Raw genomic sequence first — 21,132 nt, forward strand, 5'->3', positions numbered from 1 at the left:
TGTCACCTCTCCGTCGCCTGAGCGCCCAGCTGGATGTTGTGCCAGCCCGGGGTCAGCTGAAGGTTCTGTTCACGGATCTGACCGGTACGGTCCCGCCAGCACAGGTTCACCTGCACCGGCCCGGTCGCCTTGTCGCCGAGGCCGAAGTGCACCTCGCTGCTGCGCTTGCCCGAGTGGCCGCTGCCGCCGTCCACCCGGCCGATCTGCTTGCTGCCGTCCGGCATGGTCACGGTGACCTGGGCGCCGACCACCGGCGAGCCGGGCATGACGTCCCCGCTCGACTCGTGGGTGAGGCGCAGGCCGAGGAAGCCGCCCTTGGTGGTGCTGGCGTTCTGGTAGAAGACCGGCTCGTCCCACTGCCGGGCGATGGCCATGTCGAGCTTGCCGTCGCCGTCCGCGTCACCGGTGGCGATGCCGCGGGTGGGCACCGGGATGGACATGCCCAGCTCGCCGGCCACGTTGCTCCAGTAGCCGTCGGGCCCCTTGGCGTAGAACATGAGCGTCTGGCTGCCGGCCACGTCGTCGCCCGCCCGCACGTTCGGCCACCACGCCGGGTACTGGAGCACCTGGTCGTTGGCGGTGGCCAGCTCCTGCAGCAGCGGCCAGCGGTTGACATCGCCCTTGACGAAGCCGGTGCTCTGCGCGACCTCGGGCGAGCCGCTGTTGTCGAAGTCGGCGATCTTCAGGTCCCAGCCCCAGCCGGACCAGGCCAGGCCGAGGGGGGCGGACAGGTCCTCCCAGGGCGCGTGCCCGGAGGTCATGTCGGCCCGGACCTGGCTCTTGTCCTTCGCGGTGCTCATGAACGCGAAGTTGCTCTCCTGGATGCCGAAGGTCGTGGTGATGTTGCTGACGAACATGTCGTACAGGCCGTCGCCGTTGAGGTCGCCGAAGTCGACGCCCATGCCCTTGAAGGAGTCCAGGCCGACCACCTTGGACTTGGGGATCAGCGGGGTCCTGGTGCCCTCGGTGACGGTGAACTTGATGTTCCCGGGGGTGGACGCGTTGTGCATCATCCGGTCCGGGCCGAAGTCGTGGCCGAGGTACATCTCGGGCAGCATGTCGCCGTCCACGTCGGTGGCGCCCGCGGCCAGCACCCAGCCCTTGGAGACGTTGCGCGGCAGCGCGTTCTCGACCAGCTGGAAGGCGACCGAGCCGGTGCCTGAGCCGGTCCAGCGCAGGAAGTAGTCCTCGCCGCCGTTGAGGCCGTGCGACATCGAGTGGTTCATGGCGACGCCGCCGTCGATCTTGTCGTCCAGGACCGGGCTCTCCGGGAAGTAGTTGCCCACGTAGACGTCGTCGTGGCCGTCGCCGTCGAAGTCGTCGACGACCACGGCGTTGGTGTTCCACTGCGGTCCGGTGTAGCCCGGGGTGCTGCTCCGCGGCGGCACCGCCTCGATGGGCTGGTACGCGGCCATGCTCAGCGCCGTGGCGCCCTCCTTGGCCAGGTAGATGATCGGCGTGCGCCCCCACAGGTAGACCAGCAGGTCCATCCGGCCGTCCTCGTTCAGGTCGGCGGGCACGCAGCCCATCGGGGCCATCACGTCGTTCATCGGCAGGCCGGCCGGCGTCAGCGCGAACGGCTGGTACCGGGTGGAGCCGGTGCCCGGCGCGGGCGTGACCACGACCTGGTCGATGCGCGGGTCGGTGACGCACAGGTCGTTGGCCAGGCCGTCACCGTCCAGGTCGTTCATGGAGATGCCGGCGCCGACCGAGGAGATCCAGGCGTCGATGTGCTGGTAGTCCTGGTTGACCCGGCGGATGGTCTGCTGCTTGAACCCGCTCGGCATGGCGATGTTCATCGGCTTGAACGCGTACGTGCTCGCGATCTGTGCCCGTTCGGCGGGCGACGCCGTGGGCAGTTGGACGATCACGTACGCCACGATGAGCGCGGCCAACGCCAGGATTCCCGGCAGTTGCCTGCGGACGAAGCCAGCTGTGCGTGCCACTGACTAACACCTCCCAAGAGATACGAATTCTTCGGCGATGCGCTGCCGCCACACCTCGTAGCCGGGCGGATCGCCGTCCAGCGGCCCGTCCGGCAGGGCCTCCGCGCAGATCAGCGACGCCTTCTCGGGCGTCACCCCGCAGAAGACGCGGGTGGCCAGCTCGGTGTGCGGGCCGAGCAGCCCGGCCTGGACGCGGGCGGTGGCGCCGAACGCGCTGCCCTGAGCCAGCAGCGGGCGGTGTTCTCCGGCCCGATCCCAGAGGCCGCGCAGTTCGGCCTCGGAGGCGCCGCCCGCGTAGGTGGCGGCCAGTCCGGTGCCGGCGTACAGGTCGGCGCGGCGGTGCTCCGGGAACTTCTCGATCATCGAGGCGACCAGGGCCGCGTCGGTGCCGCCGACGAACCACATGGCCCGGCCGACGCCCTGGTCGATGGCCCGGTTCGGGTAGTCGCCGTGGTCGCCGCGCGGCCAGGGGAAGTTCGGCTCCTGGAACTGGCCGTGCACGTATTTGGCGGTCTGGAAGTAGGCCTGATGGAAGCCGAAGCCGTCCAGGGCCAGCCAGCGCAGCAGCGGATCGGGGGCCTCGACGCGGGACCACACCGCGCGGGGCAGCCGGGCCATCGCCCAGCCCACCCCGACGTAGACCATGTAAATGTGGTCTTTTCCGCGTCCTTCGAGGAATCCCCGGAGCCTGCCGCGGCCGCCGAATGGCAGGGCGTCGACGATGGTGAATGCCATCCCGGCGCCCTCGTACGCGAATCCGCGGAATCGTCTGGGAATTCCTTCCAGTAATTCTTCCGCGTCGGCGGGCGTGCGCGCCTCGGCGGCGTACGCGAATCCGGTGAGAAATGATCGCCCGACCGTTTCCAGCAATTCTTTTGCGGCCGGGCTCTTTTCGTGGAATCCCCTTACGTCGAGCCTCGTGGCCGACATGTCGGGGGTGAGAATTTTGCGCCTGAGCGCGCGCACCATATTAGCCACATATCAAATATCCATTGACTTCGGAGGTGCGTCTACTTCAAACTTGCTCACGCGAATTAAGGCGGGTTCGAACATTATTACGCCACAACTCATAGGCGGGGAGGCCGCCTTTGCCGGCGGTGTCGGCGGGCTCCACGGCGGAGTCGTCGGCCACCGCGACCGCCGCCTCCACGGTCACGTCGGCCAGGATGGACACGCCGGCGGCGCTGTGCTCGGGCACGTGCCCGGCGTAGTGCCGCGCCTTGGCGGCGAAGACCGCGCCCTGGGCCAGCTGCGCCCAGTGCTCCCCCGCCTCCCGCCGCAGCGCGGCCAGCGCGGCCGCGTCGGAGCCGCCGGCGAAGGTGGCCGCCAGGCCGACTCCACTCCACAGGTCGGCCTGGCGATCGGCCGCGAACCTGCCCACCGCGGCGGCCACGCCGGCCACCTGCCCGGCGTGGATGAACCACAGCGCCCGGCCGATGCCCTGGTCGATGGCGCGCGGGAAGTAGTCCGCCCGTCCCTCCCACGGGTACGCGGCCGGCACCCGCTGCTCGTCCACCCAGCGCGGGGTCTCGAAGTAGGCCCGGTCGAAGCCGTACCCGTCGACGGCCAGCCAGGTCATGGCCGGGTAGTACGGCGAGCCGGTGAGGTCGGGCATGATCTTCTTCCAGAGCGGCCTGGGCAGCCGTGCCATGGCGAAGCCGATGCCGATGTAGGTGAGGAAGATGTGCGGGTGCCCGGGGCCGAGGAGCAGGTCCCTGGTCCGGTGCCCGCGCCCGCCGCCCATGGCGTCCACCACGGTGAACGCCATCGTGGCGCCCTCGTAGGCGAAGCCGCGCTGTTCGGGTTCGACCAGTTCGAGGCGGCGCTCCACCTCCCACTGGTCGCGGGCGTCGATGCCCCACTCGAAGCCGCAGATGACCGCCTGCGGGATGGCCTCCAGGTGCCTGGTCGGGCCCGGTGGCCCGGCGGGGAAGCCCCGCGCGGCGAAGGTCACCTCACGTAACGACGGGGTGAGCAGCAGCCTGCGCAACGAGCCGATCGTGGTCGGCATGGTCCCTCCTCCGGGGTTGCTTTCCTCTCACACGATGCCTATCGGGCGTATGGGCGCGCTTCTCCGGATGTGCGGGAGACATCTCCGAATGTGCGCATTTGCCCTTTTGCCCGCTATTGCGCCAGGCGGTCCTGCAGCTGGGAGTGCCGGAACTGGTAGACCGGGCCCGCCTGGCGGAGCAGCCCGACCCGGTGGGCGTCCTCCAGCAGGCCCATCAGCCGGCGCGGCACCCGGCGACGCACCCGGAGCACGATCAGCGCCACCAGGTAGCTGGAGCTCGCGCCCTTCAGGCCGAAGGTGAACATGAAGACCAGCCCGCCGCCCAGGCCGAACAGCACCCCGGCCACCGCGCCGGGGCCGGGCCCGCTGAGGCCGGGCAGCAGCGCCGCCGTGACGCCGAAGGTGAGGCCGAGGGTGACGCCGCCGATCAGCGAGCGGCCGTACACCAGCTCGATGTCCCGGCGCAGGGTGACGGCGGGCGTCTGCGGGCCCGCGCTGGTCAGCGGGGTGGTCACCCACCGGTTCATGCCGACGATCACACCACCGGTGAGGACCACCGCCAGGCCGAACCAGATCCCGTCGCTGAGTTCGCCCGAGCCCGCGACCAGCCAGAAGCCGAGCGCGGCCACCATGCCAACCAGGAACACGGTGAGCAGGCCGAAGGCCAGGCTGCCCGCGAACTGCCGGACCGGGCCGCGCAGCCGCAGGTCGGCGTAGGCGGGCTCCAGCGCCGATCTGTTGAGCAGCGACACGCCTCCGGTGAGGCCGCCCACCAGGCCGCCGACGACCCCGCCGACCAGGCAGAAGACCAGCGGGCCCGGCATCGTCGCCGGGTTCAGCAGCAGCGTCATGAGCCCGCTGAACAGGGCCACCGTCAGGCCCACCGTGAGGCCCACGGTGACGCCGCCGACCAGGGTGACCCAGCGGTGCGACAGCGCCCGGTGCAGCTCCCACCAGCGGTAGTCCCGGTCCTCCGCGGTCATGTGCCGGGCCAGGAACGACAGCCAGCGTTTCGCCTCGTCGGGGTCCCAGCTGCGGCGGGGCCGGAACGGGTGGCCGCGCACCGCCGTCTGCTCCTCCTCCGGCAGCGCCGTCGCGAACGCCGCGTGCACCAGGTTGTCCAGCAGGTGCTCGGTGAGCGAGGTCGCGGTCGGGAAGTACGCGCGGTCGCACAGCCCGCCCGGGTCGGTCCTGGTGTCGATGTAGACCTTGCGCAGCAGCCAGAGCGCGAGCGGCGTGGACAGCGCCGCCGCCAGCGGCCCGTCCGGGTCGCGGCGCACCGCCGCCAGCAGCCCCGCCCACACCGCACGCTGCCCGGCGGGCAGCCTTCCCTCGATGTAGGCGACCACGTCGGCGCTCTTCACCGGCCTCGGCTCGATCACCGCCCCGCCCGCGAGCGGGCCGCCGCCCCGGCCCTCCACGGCGGCGCGGTACTCGGGCGTACGGCAGGTGAGGATGAGCGCCTCGACCGCGTTGAGCGCGGCCAGCACCTTGGGGCGTACGTCGTCGGGCAGTTCGTCGAGGCCGTCCAGGACCGGGAGCACGCGGCTCTGCCGTACCAGGCCGAGGGCGGCGTCAGGGCCGAAGTCGGGGGCCCGCAGCGCCGGGTAGTTCTCCCGCAGCCGGCGGGCCAGCCACTGGTGCACGGACTCGCCCTGCGGGTCCCAGCCGGACATGGACAGCAGCACCGGCACGGGGTCGCCGGGACGGGGGTCGTCGAGCAGTTCCTGGAGCAGCAGCACGGCCAGGGTGGTCTTGCCCATGCCGGGCGCCCCGATGATGACCAGCCGCCGCCGGGTGAGCTGCCGGAACCGCTCCGCCATCTCCGGCATGCGGTCGGCGCGCCCGTCGAAGCGGGGGCGGCCCACGCCGAGCCAGTTGAGCGGAAACCTCGGCCGGTCGATCCGCTCGGCCCGGTCCATGACGGGCAAGCCGGTGATCCGCCACCGCACCGGGAGCGGCGCGGGGTCGTCCAGCTCGCGGATCTCGATCTCCTCGCGCCACTGGGCGCGCACGAACTCCCGCAGCGCCTGCTCGGCTCCCGCGATCTGGTCCGGCGTGCTCATGCTGCCGGGCTGGCGGCCCCGCCAGTCGAAGACCACCTGCCCGAGCAGGGTGGCCACGGCCACCACGAGCCCGACGATCTGGATCCAGTCGATGGCGTCGGCGTCGTCGTCGGCCCACGGCGGCGAGAGCACGCCGACGAGGACCACCGCCACCACAAGTGTTGCCCCCACCCGCAGCCATAACGGCCAGCCCCTCACCCATCTATCGTGACAGTCCGGTCGATTCACGGGAATGGTGTCGCCGCCGCTCATATCCGAGCGACGGCGACATTACGGGCATCGGCCTGCCGCGGGGGTCAGGCCGCGCAGCCCGCGAGGCTCGCCGGCGGGGCCGGCTGCGGGCTGTTGGCGAAGAAGAGCTTCGCGCAGTCGATGGTGAAGCGGGGGGTCTCCTCGGGGACGAAGTGGCCGGCGTCGGGGACGATGACCTCGCGGACGTCGTCGGCGACGTGGCCGAAGGAGGCGGCGATCATGCCGCCCAGGGCGTACTGGCCGCCGGCGGCGAGGACCGGCACACGCAGCTTCTTGGCCTCGGCGTTGGCCTGGTTGTCGGCGGAGTCGGCGGCCAGCGAGCGGTAGTACTCGTAGCCCGCGTGCCGGTCGCCCGGCTCGCCGTAGGCCTTGTAGTACTCCTGCCTGGCGATGTTCTCCGGGTGGCGGGCGCCGTCGTAGAAGTAGTCCAGCACGGGCTTGACGTCGTCCCGGTCGATGACCTGCTCGGCCAGGGGCGACATGTTGAACAGGAAGTGCCAGCTCCAGGCGTAGAAGTCCTCCTGGCCGAAGCCCGGCAGGACCGACTCGATCACCATCAGCCGGGAGACCTCGGCGGGGAAGTCCCGGGCGTACGGGTAGGCGACCTGGCCGCCGACGTCGTGGGCGAGCAGTTCCACCTGGCCGCGGAACCCGATCTTGCGGACCGCGTCGCGCACCCGGCGGGCGGTGGTGGCCTTGTCGTAGCCGTCGGCGTACACGCTGGAGTCGCCCAGGCCGGGCAGGTCGATCGCGATGACCGTGTGGTCGCGGGCCAGCTCGGGGATGACCTTGTTCCAGGTGTACCAGGTGCCGAGCCAGCCGTGCAGGAGCACCAGCGGCGGACCGTTCCCGGCCCGGACGTAGTGGATGTTGCCGCCGTCCACGGTGACCTTGCCGTGCCTGAGGTCGCCACCCGCGTTGGCCGGGCCGGCGGCGGAGGTGAACAGGGCCACCAGCGCCGCGATCACCGCGAATAATGTGAGCCGTTTCATGACCGGCTCCCTGAATTCTTCGTCACCACGGTCCCTCCTAAATTTCCGGTGAATTAATCCTCGAATAGCGCGAGCGACCGTGCATCTCTAAGAATGCGCATCGAATGTCAGGTGGATCTTCCGTCCCACCCGCCCCGCCTCGGCCAGGAGGTCCTCGCCCCAGCGGTCCCAGAGGCCGGCCATGCGCGAGGTGATGATGACCGTGTCCACGGACTGGTCCTCGAGGCCGGTGAGCACTCCGATCCGGTGGTGCCCGGTGTGGCCGCCGCCCGCGGTCGCCCGCTGGAGCAGTTCGCGGTCGACGTCGTACAGGGTGGCCGGGGGCAGTGACGGCGGCACCCGGCCGCCCGCGCCGAGGACGGCGATCCGGCCGGTCGGCCCGATCTCCTTCACGGCCGCGTCGATTTCGGCGGACACGTCCAGGTCGCGGACGCTCGCCGCCCAGTCGAGCACGGCACGGCACTCGTCGTCGATGGTCCCGAAGAGCAGCCGCGGGATGAGGAGGGCGAGCAGCTCGACCTGGGGCTCCTCCCAGCCGCGCAGGAAGTAGCGCAGGTTGATCGCGACGTCCTGCATGTCGTTGGCCCGGTTCCGCTCGTGCGGGTACTCCAGCGCCCAGGCCGTCCTGGACAGGACCAGCGGCACGCCGTTCCGGAACAGCCGGAAGCCGAGGTGCATGTCCTCGCAGCCCCAGCGGTCGAAGCCTTCGTCGAAACCGCCGGTCGCGTGGAACTGCTCGGCCGGCACGGAGACGTTGATGGTGAAGAAGAGCAGCCACGGGATGGCCATGCGGCTCAGGTCGAAGTCGTACTTCTCGTACAGTCCGTGCCGGAGGTCCAGGAACCACGACTTGCCGGCGAAGTGCTCGACCACCTGCTCGGGCGGCATCCGGGACATCGCCTCGGCGATGGCCTCCACCTCGTCGTGGCCGTAGTCGGGGTTGTAGCCGTAGGCGTACCCGACGATGGCCCGCGGGCCGCCGGGACGGGCGTGTTCGGCCAGGTGGGCGCGGAGGAAGCCGGGGCCGACCATGCCGCCGGTGTCGAGGAAGACCAGCAGCGGCGCGGACGCCATTCCGGCCCCCGCGTTGCGGGCGTGCCCGGCCCGGAATCCCAGATACTCCATGAAGTGGTATTTCATGTGCAGCTGCCCGGCGAAGGAGTCCACCACGGCCTTGGTGTGATCGGTGGAGCCGTCGTCGGAGACGATGACCTCGAAATCGTCGACGGGAATGTCCTGCCGGGCGAGGTTGCGAAGGGTGTCGCGCAGCATTTCGGCGCGATTGTAGGTGGGAATAATCACTGAAACCCGCATGCGTTCTCCCTAGAAATGACTCAGCTGTTACCCGTTTGCCGTCAGCCGTCAGCTGTACGCCTTCGCCTGGAGCGCGAAGAGTTCCGAGTAGAGGCCGCCGCTGGCGGCGAGCGTGCTGTGGTCGCCGACCTCGGCGACCCGGCCGTCCTGCACCACGATGATCAGGTCGGCCATCCGGACGGTGGAGAAGCGGTGGGACACGAACAGCGTGATCGCGCCGGTCGCCTCGCCGACCCGCCTGGCCTGCTCCGCGTAGCGTTCGAAGAGGGCGTGCTCGGCCTGCGGGTCGAGCGCTGAGGTGGGTTCGTCCAGCACCAGGAGCAGCGGCGAGGACCGCATCAGCGCCCGGCCCAGGGCCAGCTTCTGCCACTGCCCGCCGGACAGTTCGACTCCCTCGGTGTAGGACTTGCCCAGCTGGGTCTGGAGGCCGTCCTCCAGCTGGTCGAGCACGGCGGAGCCCTGCGCCCGATCCAGCGCGCCCCTGATCGCGGACTCGTCGCGCAGGTTGGGCAGGTCGCCGACGCCGACGGTCTCGCCGGCGAGGAACTCGTACCGGACGAAGTCCTGGAAACCGGCGGCGATGCGCTCGCGCCAGGCGTCGATGGGGATGCGCCGCATGTCCACCCCGTCGATGAGCACCTGGCCGCGGGTCGGCTGGTAGAACCCGCACAGCAGCTTGACCAGGGTGGTCTTGCCCGCGCCGTTCTCGCCGACGATGGCGGCCGTGGATCCGGCCGGGATGTGCAGGTTGACGTCGCTGAGCACCTTCGCGTCGGTGCCCGGATAGGTGAAGCCGACGTCGTCCAGCCGGATCCCGTCCCGCAGCCGGTCCGGCGGGCTCACGTCGCCGGGCGCCGCGGCCGCCACCACCTCCCTGATCCCGGCCAGCCGCCGGTACGCGCTGGACATGCGCTGCAGATCCTGCAGCAGCGTGACGGCGGTCGTGACCTGCTGGTTCACCTGCGCCGCGAGGGCGATGACCAGCACCACCTCGCCGACGCTGCGCCGCCCGGCGATCGCGTCCCGCACCACCAGCAGGACCGCGCCGACGTAGGCCAGCGCGAAGATCACCTGCCCGGCGGCGCGGATCCAGGTGGCGGCCAGGTGCGCCCGCCACAGGCCGCGGGTGGCGTCCGCCCACAGCCGGGTGTGCCGTCCGCGCAGTTCCCCGGCCAGGCCGAAGACGCGCAGCTCACCCGCGAGCCTGGCCGAGGTGGACAGGTGGAACAGATTCAGCGCCACCCGGGTGGACTCGGCGGTGGCGGTCCGCGCGGTGTCCCTGATCCGTTCGGCGGCCCGGCCGGTGAGCAGCGGCGGGATCGCGGCCAGCGGCAGCAGCAGCAGCCACGGGTTGACCAGGGCCAGCAGGACGCCGGTGAGCGTCACCGCCAGGCCGAGGCCGAGGCTGTTGAGCAGCGCCTCCAGGCCGACCCGGAACTGGCGGCTCTCCTGCTGCAGCACGGTCAGCGCGTCGGCGTGCTCGGCCCGCTCGTGGTGCTCGATGCCCACCGAGCCGTTGGAGAGCGCGATGAGTTGTTCGTCGAAGTCGAGTTCCGCCAGTTCGGAGAGTTCGAAGTAGGCCAGGTGGGCGAAGTGGCCGAAGGTCAGCACCATCACGGCGAGCGTCGCGACGGCGATGCCCGCCAGGACCGCCTGCCCTGAGTCGTGGGCCACGATGGCGTTGGTCATCCAGGCCAGGCCGGCGGCGAGCCCGGGGGCCGCCGCCGCGCCGGCCACCATCAGCACCACCGAGATCGCGGTCTTGCGCCGGTCCATCCGCCACGCGGTGCTGATCATCTTCCAGGAGCCGGCGAGGAGGTCCTTCACGCCGGCACCTCCTCGTCGATGTCGGTCTCGTCGGCGTCGGTCCCGTCGGCGAAACGGTCGGCCTGGAGGTGGAACAGGGTGGCGTACCGGCCGTCCAGCGCCAGCAGTTCCTCGTGGCTGCCCTGCTCGATGATCCGGCCGTGTTCCAGCACGACGATGAAGTCGGCCTGCCGCACGGTGGAGAAGCGGTGCGAGATGAGCAGGGTGGTCGCGCCCTGCGTGAGGCCGGCGAAGTCGTCGAAGAACCGGGCCTCGGCGCGGACGTCGAGGCTGGCGGTGGGCTCGTCCAGGACCACGATCGAGGAGCCGTGGCGGAGGGCGAACAGCGCCCGCGCGAGCGCGACCCGCTGCCACTGCCCGCCGGACAGGTCCGCGCCGTCGGTCAGGTGCCGGGCCAGTGGCGTGTCGATGCCGAGCGGCAGCCGTTCCAGCGTGGCGGTGAGGCCAACCCCCTCGGCGGCGGCCCGGATTCCGGCCCGGTCGTCCAGGTACGCCACCGCGCCGAACCCGATGTTGTCCGCCGCCGGCGCCTCGTACCGGGCGAATTCCTGAAATATCACGCCAAGCTTGGCGCGCCAGGCTTCGATCGGGTAGGTGGAGATGTCCACGCCGTCCAGCCGGACCGCGCCCGAGGTCGGCTCGTACAGCCGGGCCAGCAGCTTGACCAGGGTGGTCTTGCCGGCGCCGTTCAACCCGACGATCGCGGTGCACCGGCCGACCGGGATGGTCAGGTCCAGGTCCTCGAAGACCGCGCGCCGCTGGCCCGGATACCGGAACGTCACCCGGTCGAACTGGATGGTGTGCGCCGGCTCCGGCACCGTGACGGCCGTCCGCACTTCCTCGGCCTCGTCGATTCGGTCGTCGAGGCGGTCGTCGATGCGGTCGTCGATGCGGACGGTGAACCGCTGGACCGCGTCGTACGCCTCCATGCCGATGGCGGTCTGCAGGTCCGACTCCGGGTAGTACTCCGCCAGCCGCAGCGACCCGAGCGACGCCTGCATGACCAGGATGAACGTCGTCAGCGTGAGCGTGTCGGTGGATCCGACGAGGCCGAAGACCGCGGCCGTGGCCACCAGCGCCCACGTCCCGAACCAGACGAACGGCCACAGGTAGACCCGCCGCCGCTCCGCCCACATCGGCCGCAGCCAGTCGAAGTACGCGTTCCGCAACGTCTCCCGCATCCACCCGGCCAGGCCGAACACCCGGATCTCCTTGCCCGCCAGCGGCTGGATGGCCAGGGTGCGCAGATAGTCGCCCTTACGCTCGGCCGAGGTGAGGGCGAACCGTACGCGGGCGTATTTGCGCAGGCCGCCGCGCTGGCCGTACCGGAAGAGCAGGACCGCGACGACCAGTCCGGCGCTGGCGAGCCAGGAGAACGCCACGCCGACCACGACCGCGTACCCGGCCAGCTGGGTGTAGCGCCCGATCAGCGCCACCAGACCCGCGCAGGCCTGCCCCGGGCTCTGCACGCCGAACTCCAGCTCCCGCGCGGCCACCCGCAGGTCCTCGAGCGCGCCCTGATCCTCCAGCGGGCCGATCCCCGGCGTCCGCAGCGACGCCTCCATCAGCCGCTCGACCATCTGCCCGTCGATCCTGCGCGCCGCCAGCTCCCCCAGCGACGCCTGGAGCGGCGCGATGATCTGCTGCGCCACGAACGCCACCGCGGCCACCACGAACACCGCGACCAGCGAGTCCCACGCGGCCGAATCCAGGCCGCCCTGGACGGCCGCGGGCACCCGGCCCAGCACCACGCTGGTGGCGATCACGAACAGCACCGGCAGCAGGCCGAGCACCAGGTTGACGGCCACCAGCAGCGCGACCAGCCCCGTCCCGGCCCTGGGCACCAGCTTGGCGATCCGCCAGCGGGAGGCCACCAGCTCGCCGGCCGACATCACGTACGGATTCGCGGACATGTTGGCGGACATCACGCCTCCCGGCCACTCGCGGCGAGGTAGTCCGCGCACAGGGGCAGATTCCACTCGCGAATGAGGTTGTTGAGTTCCCAGTAGTTGAGCTCACCGATCCGTGGCAGCAGGTCGACGATGGGCGTCCGGTACTTGGCCGCCATGTACTCGTAGTTGCTCGCGGCCTGCTCGTTGTTGCCGTCGAAGCTCTTCTCGTGCGGGCAGTGGATCGCGGCGGCCTTCCGGTTCAGCACGAAGTGGGCGCCGTCGCGGTGCAGCCGGTAGCCGAGGTCGACGTCCTCCCCGCCCCAGCGTTTGAACTCCTCGTCGAACATGCCGATCCCGCGCAGCTGGGCGGTCCTGGCCGACACGTTGCAGGTCCAGTAGTTCAGCCACGGCGCGGGAAGGCCGCCGAAGTCGTCCCCGTACATCCCGTAGAAGATCTCCCGGACGTCCAGCCAGCTGCCCTTCTCGTCGAGGTAGGCGATGGTCCCGTCCGGGTCCTTGACGTCGATGATCTGGTTGATCTGCGCCGCGTCCTCGTTGTCGAGGTTGAAGCAGTACACGTAGCCGACGACCGCGACCGGCCCGTCCGCCTTCTCGTGGCTGTCCAGATGCGCCCGCAGGCAGTTCGAATGCGCGAGCACCCCCGAGTCGATCAGCACGGTGATCTCGCCGTCGGCGGCGGCGATGCCCACATTGCGGGCCTTCGCCGCCCGGTAGCCCTCGTCCTCCTGGTGGAAGTACCGGAGATTCAGCCGGCTCCGGAAGGTCTCCACCATCTCGCCGGTCGAGTCCGTGGACCCGTCGTCCACCACCAGCACCTCGAACTGGTCCTTCGGCAGGCTCTGCCCGACCATCGCTTCGAGGGTGTGCTGAAGCAGCTCTACTCGGTTGTAGGTAGGAATGACCACACTGCACTTCAACGACCCCGCCATTGCCGCTCCAGGTCCACCACGTCGAGAAATGCGCCCTAAAACGCCCGGACTGTCAGTCTTCCGGGGGCTTCCGCGGGGTCGCATCTTCCTAAATGCTGTGGTCGTCATCCCAGGTCAGAGCGGCTGCCGCGGGCGGCGCGGGGGGCCCTCGCCCGCCCCGCCCGCGGGCTCCGTCAGGCGGCGCGTCCCACCCGTACGGCGGCGCGCGCGACGATCAGCGCCACCGCCATGGTGAGGATGTACAGCGGCAGCCCGAGGGCCACCTGCCGCGCGACTTCGGCCACGGCGCCGACCGGCTCAGCCGCGGGCAGCGGGGCGCGACCGTCACCCCACCAGGAGGTGACCTGGGTGGCCATCCAGGTGCCGCGGCCGACCAGGGCGTCGTGCAGGAACGGCCCCGGCGCGGTGACCAGGGCGAAGGCGGCTCCGCCCGCGAGGGCGAAGAGCGTGGGGCGGTTCTGCTCGTCCTTGGCGCGGGCCGCCACCCAGCCGGCGAGGGGGAGGATGACGGCGACGGCCGGGAACAGGCCGACGAACGCGGCGGAGGAGTCGAGCAGCCAGTGCTGCCAGTGGCTGATGGCGGGACCGCCTTCGCCCAGGTAGATGGCGTGGTACCAGAACATGACGGCGCCGCCGCCGTAGGAGAGCAGGAGTGCGGAGATCAGCAGGACGAGCCAGGCGATGCGGCGGGAGTAGAAGCCGCGCACGATCGTGATCACCGATCGCGGGTCGAACAGGGCGCGGAGATCGCCCGCGCGCCCGGGGTGGGCCGGCCGTTCTTCGTCTAATGCCGGGTCGAACGCCGGGTCGAACACTGTCCACGCGGTTGCGTGGGGGACGCGATGTGGCATCTTCGGCCTCCGTGTCAATCGCTGTGCAATGCCCGCGAGAACGATAAGTTGCCGTTGATCCACCTCTGCCGAGGGAAAAGTTTTCCCGGCCGAATTATGCTCCGATGTGCCCTTGACCTGGGGGTGCATCGATATCCGAAGCCAGCGGAAAATGTACTTTTCAATCATATGAGAAACTCCCTGAAGGGATTCCCCGTGAACCATTCACCGCGAATTCCGGGAGTTTATTGAATGGTTCATTTCCGTTCCCGGAAGCACCGTTGGCAACTCTCGCCCTGCTGCGCCGCGCCCGTCCGTCGTAGCGTCGGAGCCGTGGATCTGCTCATTCGCGACGCCGCGCTGCGCGGCCGCCCCGGCCGCTGGTCGATCTCCGCCGAGAACGGCAGGCTGACGGCCGTACGGCCCGAGGGCCGGGAAGCGCCGCCGTCCGCGGCGACGGTGATCGACGCCGCGGGGAACCTGGTCACCGAGCCGTTCGCGGACGGGCATCTGCACCTGTGCAAGGCGCACACGCTCGATCTGGCCGGGCCGGAGGCGCTGACGGCGTACACGGGCGGGGACATGGGCGCGGCGATGGGGGCCATCGAGCGGGCGGCGGCGGTCAAGACGGGCCAGTCCGCCGAGGCGGTCGCCGCGCGCGCCCGGTCCGCCCTGACCGAGTCGGTACGCCACGGGGTCCGCCGGGTCCAGGCCTTCGCCGACGTGGACCCGGTCGCCGGGCTGACCGGAGTGCGCGCCCTGCTCGACCTGAAAGCCGAGTTCAAGGACCGGGTGGACGTCCGGGTGGTGGCGTTCCCGCAGGACGGGGTGCTCCGCTCGCCCGGCACGGAGGAACTGGTCGAGGAGGCCGTGCTGCTCGGCGCGGACGTGGTCGGCGGCATCCCCTGGATCGAGTGGACCGACGACGCCGCCCGCGAGCACGTGCGCCGCATGGTCGGCCTCGCCCACCGGTACGGCAGACGCGTCGCCATGCTGGTCGACGACGCCGGCGACGCCTCCCTGCGCACCACCGAAATGCTGGCGAGCGCCCTCCTGGAACACGGCATGGCGGGCCGGGGCAGCGCCCAGCACGCCCGCGCGATGAGCCTCTACCCGGAGCCGTACCTGCGCCGGCTGATCGGCCTGTGCGAGCAGGCGGGCCTGGGCTTCGTCAGCGACCCCCACACCGGCCCCCTGCACCTGCCGGTCTTCACGCTGCGCGAGGCGGGCCTCCCGGTCGCGCTCGGCCAGGACGACATCGAGGACGCGTACTACCCGTTCGGCCGCCACAACATGCTGGAGGTCGCCTTCCTGGCCGCCCACCTGCTGGACGCCAGGACCGACGCCCACCTGGACGCGCTCTACGACATGATCACCGTCACGGCCGCCCAGGTCCTCGGCGCCCCGGTCCCCCGCGTCGAGCCCGGCCACGACGCCGACCTCGTCGTCCTCCGGGGCCACACCGTACGGCAGGCCCTGGCCGCCCACGCCCCGCCGCGCCACGTGATCGTCGCCGGCCGGGTGGTCGCGAGCACCGAGTCACACACCGTCTTCACCTGAGTACGGGGTTACTCATGCGCGCCGGATATTTCCGGCGCAATGTGTATGTCGGGACATACGCAGATATCGCATGAGGAGCAGGCATGCCGTCCACCACGTTCGACCCGGCCGCGATGGCGCGCGCCGCGACCGCCGCCCCGGAGCCGGCGGCCGCGCCCGGCGCCGCCCCCGTCTGGACGCTCATCCAGGGCCTCACCCTGCGCGAGTTCCTGAGCGGCGCGGGCACGCTCAGCATCGAGCAGCGGCGCACCATCGTCGAGCAGGCCCTGCTGATCCTGGAGCAGAACTACGCCCACCTGCCGCTGAAGATCGCCATGCACGGCGTCAACCCGCTCCAGCGCCTCCGGCTGCTCCAGGCCAAACTGTCCAGGCCCGGCGAACCGGAACCGGAGCCCGCCTTCCACGCCGAACTGCTGTCGATCTTCCACTCGGTCCGCGACCTGCACACGCTCTACCTGCTGCCCGAGCCGTTCGGCAACACCGCCGCCGCCCTGCCCTTCGTCATCGAAGAAGCCGCCGACGGCGACGGCACCCGGTACCTGGTCACCTCCGTGGACGCGCCCGCCCTGGTCCCGGCCGGCTTCGTGCCCGGCGTGACCGTCACTCACTGGAACGGCGTGCCCATCGCCCGCGCCGTCGACCTCAACGGCTCCCGCTACTCCGGCGGCAACCCGGCCGCCCGGCACCGCCGCGCCCTGGCCACCCTCACCAGCCGCACCCTCGCGGTGCACCTGCCGCCGGACGAGGAGTGGGTCGAGATCCACTACCTCGACCTGGACGGCAAGCCCCAGCACTTCAGCATGGAGTGGCTGGTGCTCCAGCGGATCGTGCCGCCCGCGCTGCCGTCCGGCGTACGCCCGGAGGGGTTCGACCTGGAGGGCCAGGAGGTCGCCTCCATCCGCGCGTTCCTGCGCCCGCCCGCGCAGGCGGCCGAGGAGTCCCCGTCCGCGTACCGGCAGACGGGGATGTTCCTCTGGCGCGAGGTCACCACCGCCGCCGGCACGTACGGCCACATCCGGATCACCAGCTTCCAGCTGGGCGAGTTCGCCACTGACGAGGCCTTCCAGCAGGCGTTCCTGACGTTCCTCAACGACTTCGTGGCCATCGCCACCCACCTGCCGGAAGACGGCCTGATCATCGACATCCGGAACAACCCCGGCGGCCTCATCGCGGCGGGCGAGACCCTGCTGCAGTTCCTCACCCCGAAGACGATCCAGCCCGAATCCGCTCAGATGCTCTGCAGTCCGCTCAACTTACGCCTGGCCCGCGAGTCCGCCGGGGACTACGGCCGCTGGGCGGACTCCCTGGAGCAGTCGGTGGAGACCGGCGCGGTCTACTCCGACGCCTTCACGCTGACCTCGCCCGGCCTGGCCAACGCCTTCGGCCAGTACTACCACGGCCCGGTCGTGCTGATCACCGACGCCCGCTGCTACTCCACCGCCGACATCTTCGCCGCCGGGTTCGCCGACCACGGGATCGGCGAGATCATCGGCACCGACGGCAACACCGGCGCGGGCGGCGGCAACGTGGTGGAGCACACGGCGCTGCGCGAGGCGCTGCGGGAGCCGTACCGGGAACTGCCGCCGGGGGCGGGCTTCAGCGTCGCCATCCGGCGCATGCTCCGGGTGGGCGGCTCCGCCGGCGTGCCCCTGGAGGACCTGGGCGTGATCCCCTCGGTACGGCACCAGCTCACCGCCCACGACGTGCTGCACGGCAACCGGGACCTGATGGAGCTGGCCGGGAGCATCCTGAGCGGCGGGGCCCGGTGCCGCCTGCGGCTGACCGCGGTGCCGGGCGGCGCGAGCCTCACCGTCACCCTGGACACGCTCGGCCTCGACCGCGTCGACCTGTACGTGGACGACCGGCCGCGCGGCTCGTACGACATCGCCCCCGGCGAGGCCACGGTCGTCGTGCCCGACGTGGTCACCGCGACCAAGATCCGCGCGGAGGGCTTCCTCGGCGGGGATCAGGTCGCGGTGGCTCACACGTTCCTGGACTAAGCCGCCGTCATGCCGCGCGCGCCATCCGGCGGCTCACCCGGGGGATGCGGCGCACCCGCTTGTCCAGCCAGGTGGGCCCGCTGGAGGTGACCGTGACCGGCACGCCGAGCTCCTCGGCCACGAACGCCGGCCACGGTCCCGGCACCGGTTCCAGCACCGGCTTGGCGGTCATCAGCCGCCGGGTGAGCTCGGCCTGGCGGACGAGCTCACCCGGCGTCAGCGGCGCGGACTGCTGGTAGGACCGGCACACCCGCAGTTCCGGGTGCTCGTCGGCCACATCCAGGTGGGTCAGCGCCAGCTCGTCCACGCCCCCGCAAACCTGGACGGCGTATCGCGCGGCCACCAGGTCGAGGTGGCCGATCCGGAAGGCGCCCTGCCACTCCCCCACGTCGTTGTGCCGCTCCGGCAGCGCCAGCGCCGGGTCCTCGGTGACGAAGGGCCCCGGCCCGTGGCGTGTCCCGTAGGTGCGCAGCACCCCGAGCCGCCGCGCCTCCCCCGCCCCGGCCCCCGCCTCGTCCAGCAGCGTGAAGGCGTTCACGAACGTGGTCGTGGACCAGGTCGTGTACGGGTGGAAGCCGTACCGCTCGTCCAGGAGCACGCCCTGGGCCCCCTCGAACAGCAGCGGCCCGCCGGAGGGCAGCCGGCCGGTGCGCACCCGGGTGGCGAAGGCGTGGAAGGCGTCGGCGACGTCGTCCACCGGCGGCAGCGGCATCTCGCCGAACTCGTCGATCACCCACTCCCGCAGCCGGCGCAGCAGCAGCCGGAGCGAGCGCGGGCTGCCGCAGTCGGCGACCTTGGGCGCCGCGGCGGGATGGGAGAGGGCGTAGGAGGCCGTCTCGCCCACCCCCATCCCGCACGAGCCGTGCCGGTTCCGCCCCCGGGCGCGCTCCCGCGCCCGGTTGGCGGCCCTGTGGTACGGCGTGGTGACGAGCGCGTCCGGCGCGACCGTGAGCAGCTCGAACGGGTCGGCCGTGCCGAGCCAGCGCAGGTGCGCGTGCTCGGCGATCAGCGCCAGCGGGTCCACCATCATGAAGCGCGACAGGAATGTCGGGACGCCCCAGAACGTCCCGGAACCGAACTGCGCGAACGTGTGGTGGCGCCCGTCGGGGGTGACCACGTTGTGGCCGGCCTGCGCGCCCCCGTTGTAGCGGACCACCGCGTGCGGCGCGTCCTTGCGGGAGCAGAGCCAGTCCACGATGGTGCCCTTGCCGCTGTCGCCGTACCCCAGGTCGGCGACGATGACGTGCTCGTCCATCTCTCCCCCGTTACCGTGCGCGCTGGGACATGACGCGGTCGACCACGGTGAGCGCGATCGTCTCGCAGATCTGCGAGATGTCGTCGAGGTGGATCACCCGGTCGCCGAGCAGGTTGTGCCAGTACCCCGTGACGGACTGGTCGCGGCCGTGCGAGGTGTTCGTCGGGATGACGAAGTTCACGTCCCACGACATCTGGGCCTGGCTGAGGATCGCCTCCAGGCGGATGTTGTTCGGCAGCCCCTCGCCGAAGATCTGCGCCACCTCGTCGCCCTTGACCACCGGGTACGCGGTCTCGTCGCCGATCACGAAGGCGATGCCGCGGACCCCGCGCTTCTCGAAGCAGTCGAGCTTGGTGTGCCTGGCCAGGAAGTAGAAGGCCAGCTCGTACGACTCGGCCATGCTGCCGCCGCCCCCGCCCTCCAGCAGGATGCGGCGCAGGTCCTCGTCCATGCGGTTGTCGGACTCGAACTGGCCGAGCTGGAGCGGCGCCCGGTCGCAGGTGGCGTCGCCGATCGCGCCGAACAGGATCTGCGCGTCGGGCAGGTGCTCGGTGATCGTGCCGAGCAGCCGGGGCAGCGTGGCCTGCAGCTGACGCGGGACCAGCTGCATGGAGCCGGTCACGTCGAACAGCACGGCGATGGCCACGGACTCCGGATGCTCGGCCGAATCACGGGACTCGCGGACGCCCTTGTTGCCCAGGCCGATCGGGTCGAGGGCCTGGTGGACCCGCCACTGATGGCGGCTCAGCCGCCGCATCGCCTCGGTGTGACCGAAGGCGCTCTGACCCTTCTCCTCCCGGTACCGCTGCGCGGCGTCGTAGGAATCGATGGACCAGCGTCCGCTTCCCATGTGTCTGCTCCTATCCCGGTGGCTTCATTCAGCGGATTTCGTCTTCACGCGAAGGCCGCAGCAGGGCGGGGTGCAGGTACTTGGCGTCGCCCTTGCGGTAGAGCCGGGCGCGGGGGCCCCCACGAGGCCCCCCGCGTTCCGTGGTCATCCCGGTGCTCTCCACGAACCCCGGGACGGACAGCACCTTCCGGTGGAAGTTGCCGGCGTGCAGCTGCTCCTCCCAGACGGCGTCGTAGACCGCGCGCAGCTCGGAGATGGTGAACTCCTCGCCGACGAACGAGGTCGCCAGCGGGGTGTACTCCAGCTTCGAGCGGGCCCGCTCCAGCCCGTCGTCGAGGATCTTCGCGTGGTCGAAGGCCAGCTCCCGAGTGGCAGTCAAGGGGGTCCAGACGGCGGCGTCCGCGTCTGATCCGGCCTTCGGATCGGGCAGCCACGGCGCGAAGGCGAGGAAGGCGACGGTGACCACGCGCATCCGCGGGTCCCGTCCCGGCTTGCCGTACGTGCCGAGCTGCTCCAGGTGGACCCGGTCCAGATCGTGCGGGAGCAGACCGGTCTCCTCGGCGAGTTCGCGCTCCGCGGCCTCCTGCAGGTCGTCGTCGCGGACGAACCCGCCGGGCAGCGCCCACGCGCCGCGGAACGGCGGTTCGCCGCGCCGCACGAGCAGGACGTGGAGCCGCCCGTCCCGGATGGTCAGCGCCACGACGTCAGCCGTGACGGCCATCGGTTTGTAGGCCTGCGGGTTGTATCCCGCGAGGAATTCCGATTCGCTCATCCCGCCCGTCTTTCTCAAGTCGAGTGTTTCTCCTCATGAGAATAACGCGGCGGCCAAGGGCGCACAAGGCGCGGGCGGCGGTTCACCGGTCCGGGCGCCGGAGGCGGTGTGAACGTTTCACCGCTTCCGGCGCAACCGCGCACGTCAACCGGGGGTCTCCCCGTCATGTTCGCGAAACACCCTGTACGCCCCCCCGAAACCAACGGACATTGGGAGCGCTCCCAATGAGGGGGTTGGGCGCGTCATGGAGCCGTACACCGCATAACCGGGACGGCGTGGACCCCATATGGCTGGGAGATGATCAGTTTGAGATCAAGATCTTGGCGAGGGCGTTTGATGGCGGTGGCGACCGCGGTCGCCACCGCCCTCGCCCTTGCCACCGTCCCCTCGACGCCGGCGAACGCCGCCGTGGCGTGCCAGGTGACGTACACGAAGACCTGGGAAGGCGGTAACGGGTTCGGGGCGCAGGTCAGGCTCCAGAACCTCGGCGACCCGGTCTCCAACTGGCAGATCACCTACAGCTACTCCGGCAACCAGACGCTGCAGAACGGCTGGGAGGGCTCCTGGAGCCAGTCCGGCCAGAACGTGACGATCAACGCCCCCTCCTGGGCTCCC

Annotated in this window: 16 protein-coding genes; 3 read left to right on the forward strand and 13 right to left on the reverse strand. The window is 70.8% G+C overall.

Annotated elements, in window-relative coordinates:
• Positions 1–2 precede the first annotated feature (2 nt).
• The 10 genes from Aph01nite_RS01070 to Aph01nite_RS01115 all read right to left on the reverse strand — a co-directional run bounded on the left by Aph01nite_RS01070 (position 3) and on the right by Aph01nite_RS01115 (position 14,101).
• Positions 3–1,946 (reverse strand): CRTAC1 family protein, encoded by a 1,944-nt coding sequence (locus Aph01nite_RS01070; RefSeq protein WP_204038773.1) that lies wholly within the window; start codon positions 1,944–1,946, stop codon positions 3–5.
• Between the two features lie 3 nt (positions 1,947–1,949).
• Complete coding sequence (locus tag Aph01nite_RS01075; RefSeq protein WP_275418212.1) at positions 1,950–2,915, reverse strand: DUF1702 family protein; 966 nt, start codon at positions 2,913–2,915, stop codon at positions 1,950–1,952.
• Between the two features lie 46 nt (positions 2,916–2,961).
• Positions 2,962–3,957, reverse strand: a complete 996-nt coding sequence (locus Aph01nite_RS01080; protein ID WP_204038774.1) for a DUF1702 family protein — start codon at positions 3,955–3,957, stop codon at positions 2,962–2,964.
• 113 nt (positions 3,958–4,070) lie between these two features.
• Entirely contained in the window at positions 4,071–6,221 is a 2,151-nt protein-coding gene (locus tag Aph01nite_RS01085) for an NACHT domain-containing protein (RefSeq protein ID WP_204038775.1), read from the reverse strand.
• Positions 6,222–6,319: 98 nt separating this feature from the next.
• The gene (locus Aph01nite_RS01090; protein WP_204038776.1) at positions 6,320–7,267 is read right to left on the reverse strand and encodes an alpha/beta fold hydrolase; all 948 of its coding nucleotides are present in this window, start codon (positions 7,265–7,267) and stop codon (positions 6,320–6,322) included.
• A gap of 87 nt (positions 7,268–7,354) precedes the next feature.
• Complete coding sequence (locus Aph01nite_RS01095; RefSeq protein WP_275418202.1) at positions 7,355–8,581, reverse strand: glycosyltransferase family 2 protein; 1,227 nt, start codon at positions 8,579–8,581, stop codon at positions 7,355–7,357.
• A gap of 48 nt (positions 8,582–8,629) precedes the next feature.
• Positions 8,630–10,408, reverse strand: a complete 1,779-nt coding sequence (locus Aph01nite_RS01100) for an ABC transporter ATP-binding protein (protein ID WP_204038778.1) — start codon at positions 10,406–10,408, stop codon at positions 8,630–8,632.
• Positions 10,405–12,333, reverse strand: coding sequence for an ABC transporter ATP-binding protein (locus tag Aph01nite_RS01105; protein WP_204038779.1), 1,929 nt, complete (start codon positions 12,331–12,333; stop codon positions 10,405–10,407). The genes Aph01nite_RS01100 and Aph01nite_RS01105 overlap by 4 nt, the downstream gene beginning before the upstream one ends.
• Positions 12,333–13,358 (reverse strand): glycosyltransferase, encoded by a 1,026-nt coding sequence (locus tag Aph01nite_RS01110; protein WP_307836756.1) that lies wholly within the window; start codon positions 13,356–13,358, stop codon positions 12,333–12,335. Before Aph01nite_RS01110 ends, Aph01nite_RS01105 begins: the two co-directional genes overlap by 1 nt.
• Positions 13,359–13,423: 65 nt before the next feature.
• A complete protein-coding gene (locus tag Aph01nite_RS01115; RefSeq protein ID WP_204038781.1) occupies positions 13,424–14,101 on the reverse strand; it encodes a hypothetical protein in 678 nt (225 codons plus the stop codon).
• Positions 14,102–14,413: 312 nt separating this feature from the next.
• On the opposite strand from Aph01nite_RS01115, the gene Aph01nite_RS01120 reads away from it, so the two are divergent.
• Both Aph01nite_RS01120 and Aph01nite_RS01125 read left to right on the forward strand, forming a co-directional pair.
• Complete coding sequence (locus Aph01nite_RS01120; RefSeq protein WP_204038782.1) at positions 14,414–15,640, forward strand: amidohydrolase family protein; 1,227 nt, start codon at positions 14,414–14,416, stop codon at positions 15,638–15,640.
• An 83-nt stretch (positions 15,641–15,723) separates the two neighbouring features.
• Entirely contained in the window at positions 15,724–17,640 is a 1,917-nt protein-coding gene (locus Aph01nite_RS01125) for a S41 family peptidase (protein ID WP_204038783.1), read from the forward strand.
• Between the two features lie 7 nt (positions 17,641–17,647).
• On the opposite strand, the gene Aph01nite_RS01130 is transcribed toward Aph01nite_RS01125, so the two are convergent.
• The 3 genes from Aph01nite_RS01130 to Aph01nite_RS01140 are packed head-to-tail and all read right to left on the reverse strand — an operon-like array spanning position 17,648 to position 20,517.
• On the reverse strand, positions 17,648–18,895 hold the full coding sequence (locus Aph01nite_RS01130) for an adenylosuccinate synthetase (RefSeq protein WP_204038784.1): 1,248 nt from the start codon (positions 18,893–18,895) through the stop codon (positions 17,648–17,650).
• Positions 18,896–18,905: 10 nt separating this feature from the next.
• A complete protein-coding gene (locus tag Aph01nite_RS01135; RefSeq protein WP_204038785.1) occupies positions 18,906–19,745 on the reverse strand; it encodes a hypothetical protein in 840 nt (279 codons plus the stop codon).
• Between the two features lie 28 nt (positions 19,746–19,773).
• On the reverse strand, positions 19,774–20,517 hold the full coding sequence (locus Aph01nite_RS01140) for an NUDIX hydrolase (RefSeq protein ID WP_204038786.1): 744 nt from the start codon (positions 20,515–20,517) through the stop codon (positions 19,774–19,776).
• 336 nt (positions 20,518–20,853) lie between these two features.
• Here Aph01nite_RS01140 and Aph01nite_RS01145 point away from each other — a divergent pair.
• Positions 20,854–21,132: cellulose binding domain-containing protein (locus Aph01nite_RS01145; protein WP_204038787.1), on the forward strand; the 279-nt coding region annotated here is incomplete at its 3' end.

The sequence above is a fragment of the Acrocarpospora phusangensis genome, from assembly GCF_016862995.1.
Classification (GTDB): Bacteria; Actinomycetota; Actinomycetes; order Streptosporangiales; family Streptosporangiaceae; genus Acrocarpospora; species Acrocarpospora phusangensis.

What these genes read in the sequence shown, in the direction of transcription:
- Aph01nite_RS01125 (WP_204038783.1), top strand. Translation starts at nt 15,724, where the DNA reads ATGCCGTCCACCACGTTCGACCCGGCCGCGATGGCGCGCGCCGCGACC.
- Aph01nite_RS01105 (WP_204038779.1), bottom strand. Translation starts at nt 12,333, where the DNA reads ATGTCCGCCAACATGTCCGCGAATCCGTACGTGATGTCGGCCGGCGAG.
- Aph01nite_RS01095 (WP_275418202.1), bottom strand. Translation starts at nt 8,581, where the DNA reads ATGCGGGTTTCAGTGATTATTCCCACCTACAATCGCGCCGAAATGCTG.
- Aph01nite_RS01130 (WP_204038784.1), bottom strand. Translation starts at nt 18,895, where the DNA reads ATGGACGAGCACGTCATCGTCGCCGACCTGGGGTACGGCGACAGCGGC.
- Aph01nite_RS01115 (WP_204038781.1), bottom strand. Translation starts at nt 14,101, where the DNA reads ATGCCACATCGCGTCCCCCACGCAACCGCGTGGACAGTGTTCGACCCG.
- Aph01nite_RS01075 (WP_275418212.1), bottom strand. Translation starts at nt 2,915, where the DNA reads ATGGTGCGCGCGCTCAGGCGCAAAATTCTCACCCCCGACATGTCGGCC.
- Aph01nite_RS01110 (WP_307836756.1), bottom strand. Translation starts at nt 13,358, where the DNA reads ATGACGACCACAGCATTTAGGAAGATGCGACCCCGCGGAAGCCCCCGG.
- Aph01nite_RS01080 (WP_204038774.1), bottom strand. Translation starts at nt 3,957, where the DNA reads ATGCCGACCACGATCGGCTCGTTGCGCAGGCTGCTGCTCACCCCGTCG.
- Aph01nite_RS01090 (WP_204038776.1), bottom strand. Translation starts at nt 7,267, where the DNA reads ATGAAACGGCTCACATTATTCGCGGTGATCGCGGCGCTGGTGGCCCTG.
- Aph01nite_RS01140 (WP_204038786.1), bottom strand. Translation starts at nt 20,517, where the DNA reads ATGAGCGAATCGGAATTCCTCGCGGGATACAACCCGCAGGCCTACAAA.
- Aph01nite_RS01135 (WP_204038785.1), bottom strand. Translation starts at nt 19,745, where the DNA reads ATGGGAAGCGGACGCTGGTCCATCGATTCCTACGACGCCGCGCAGCGG.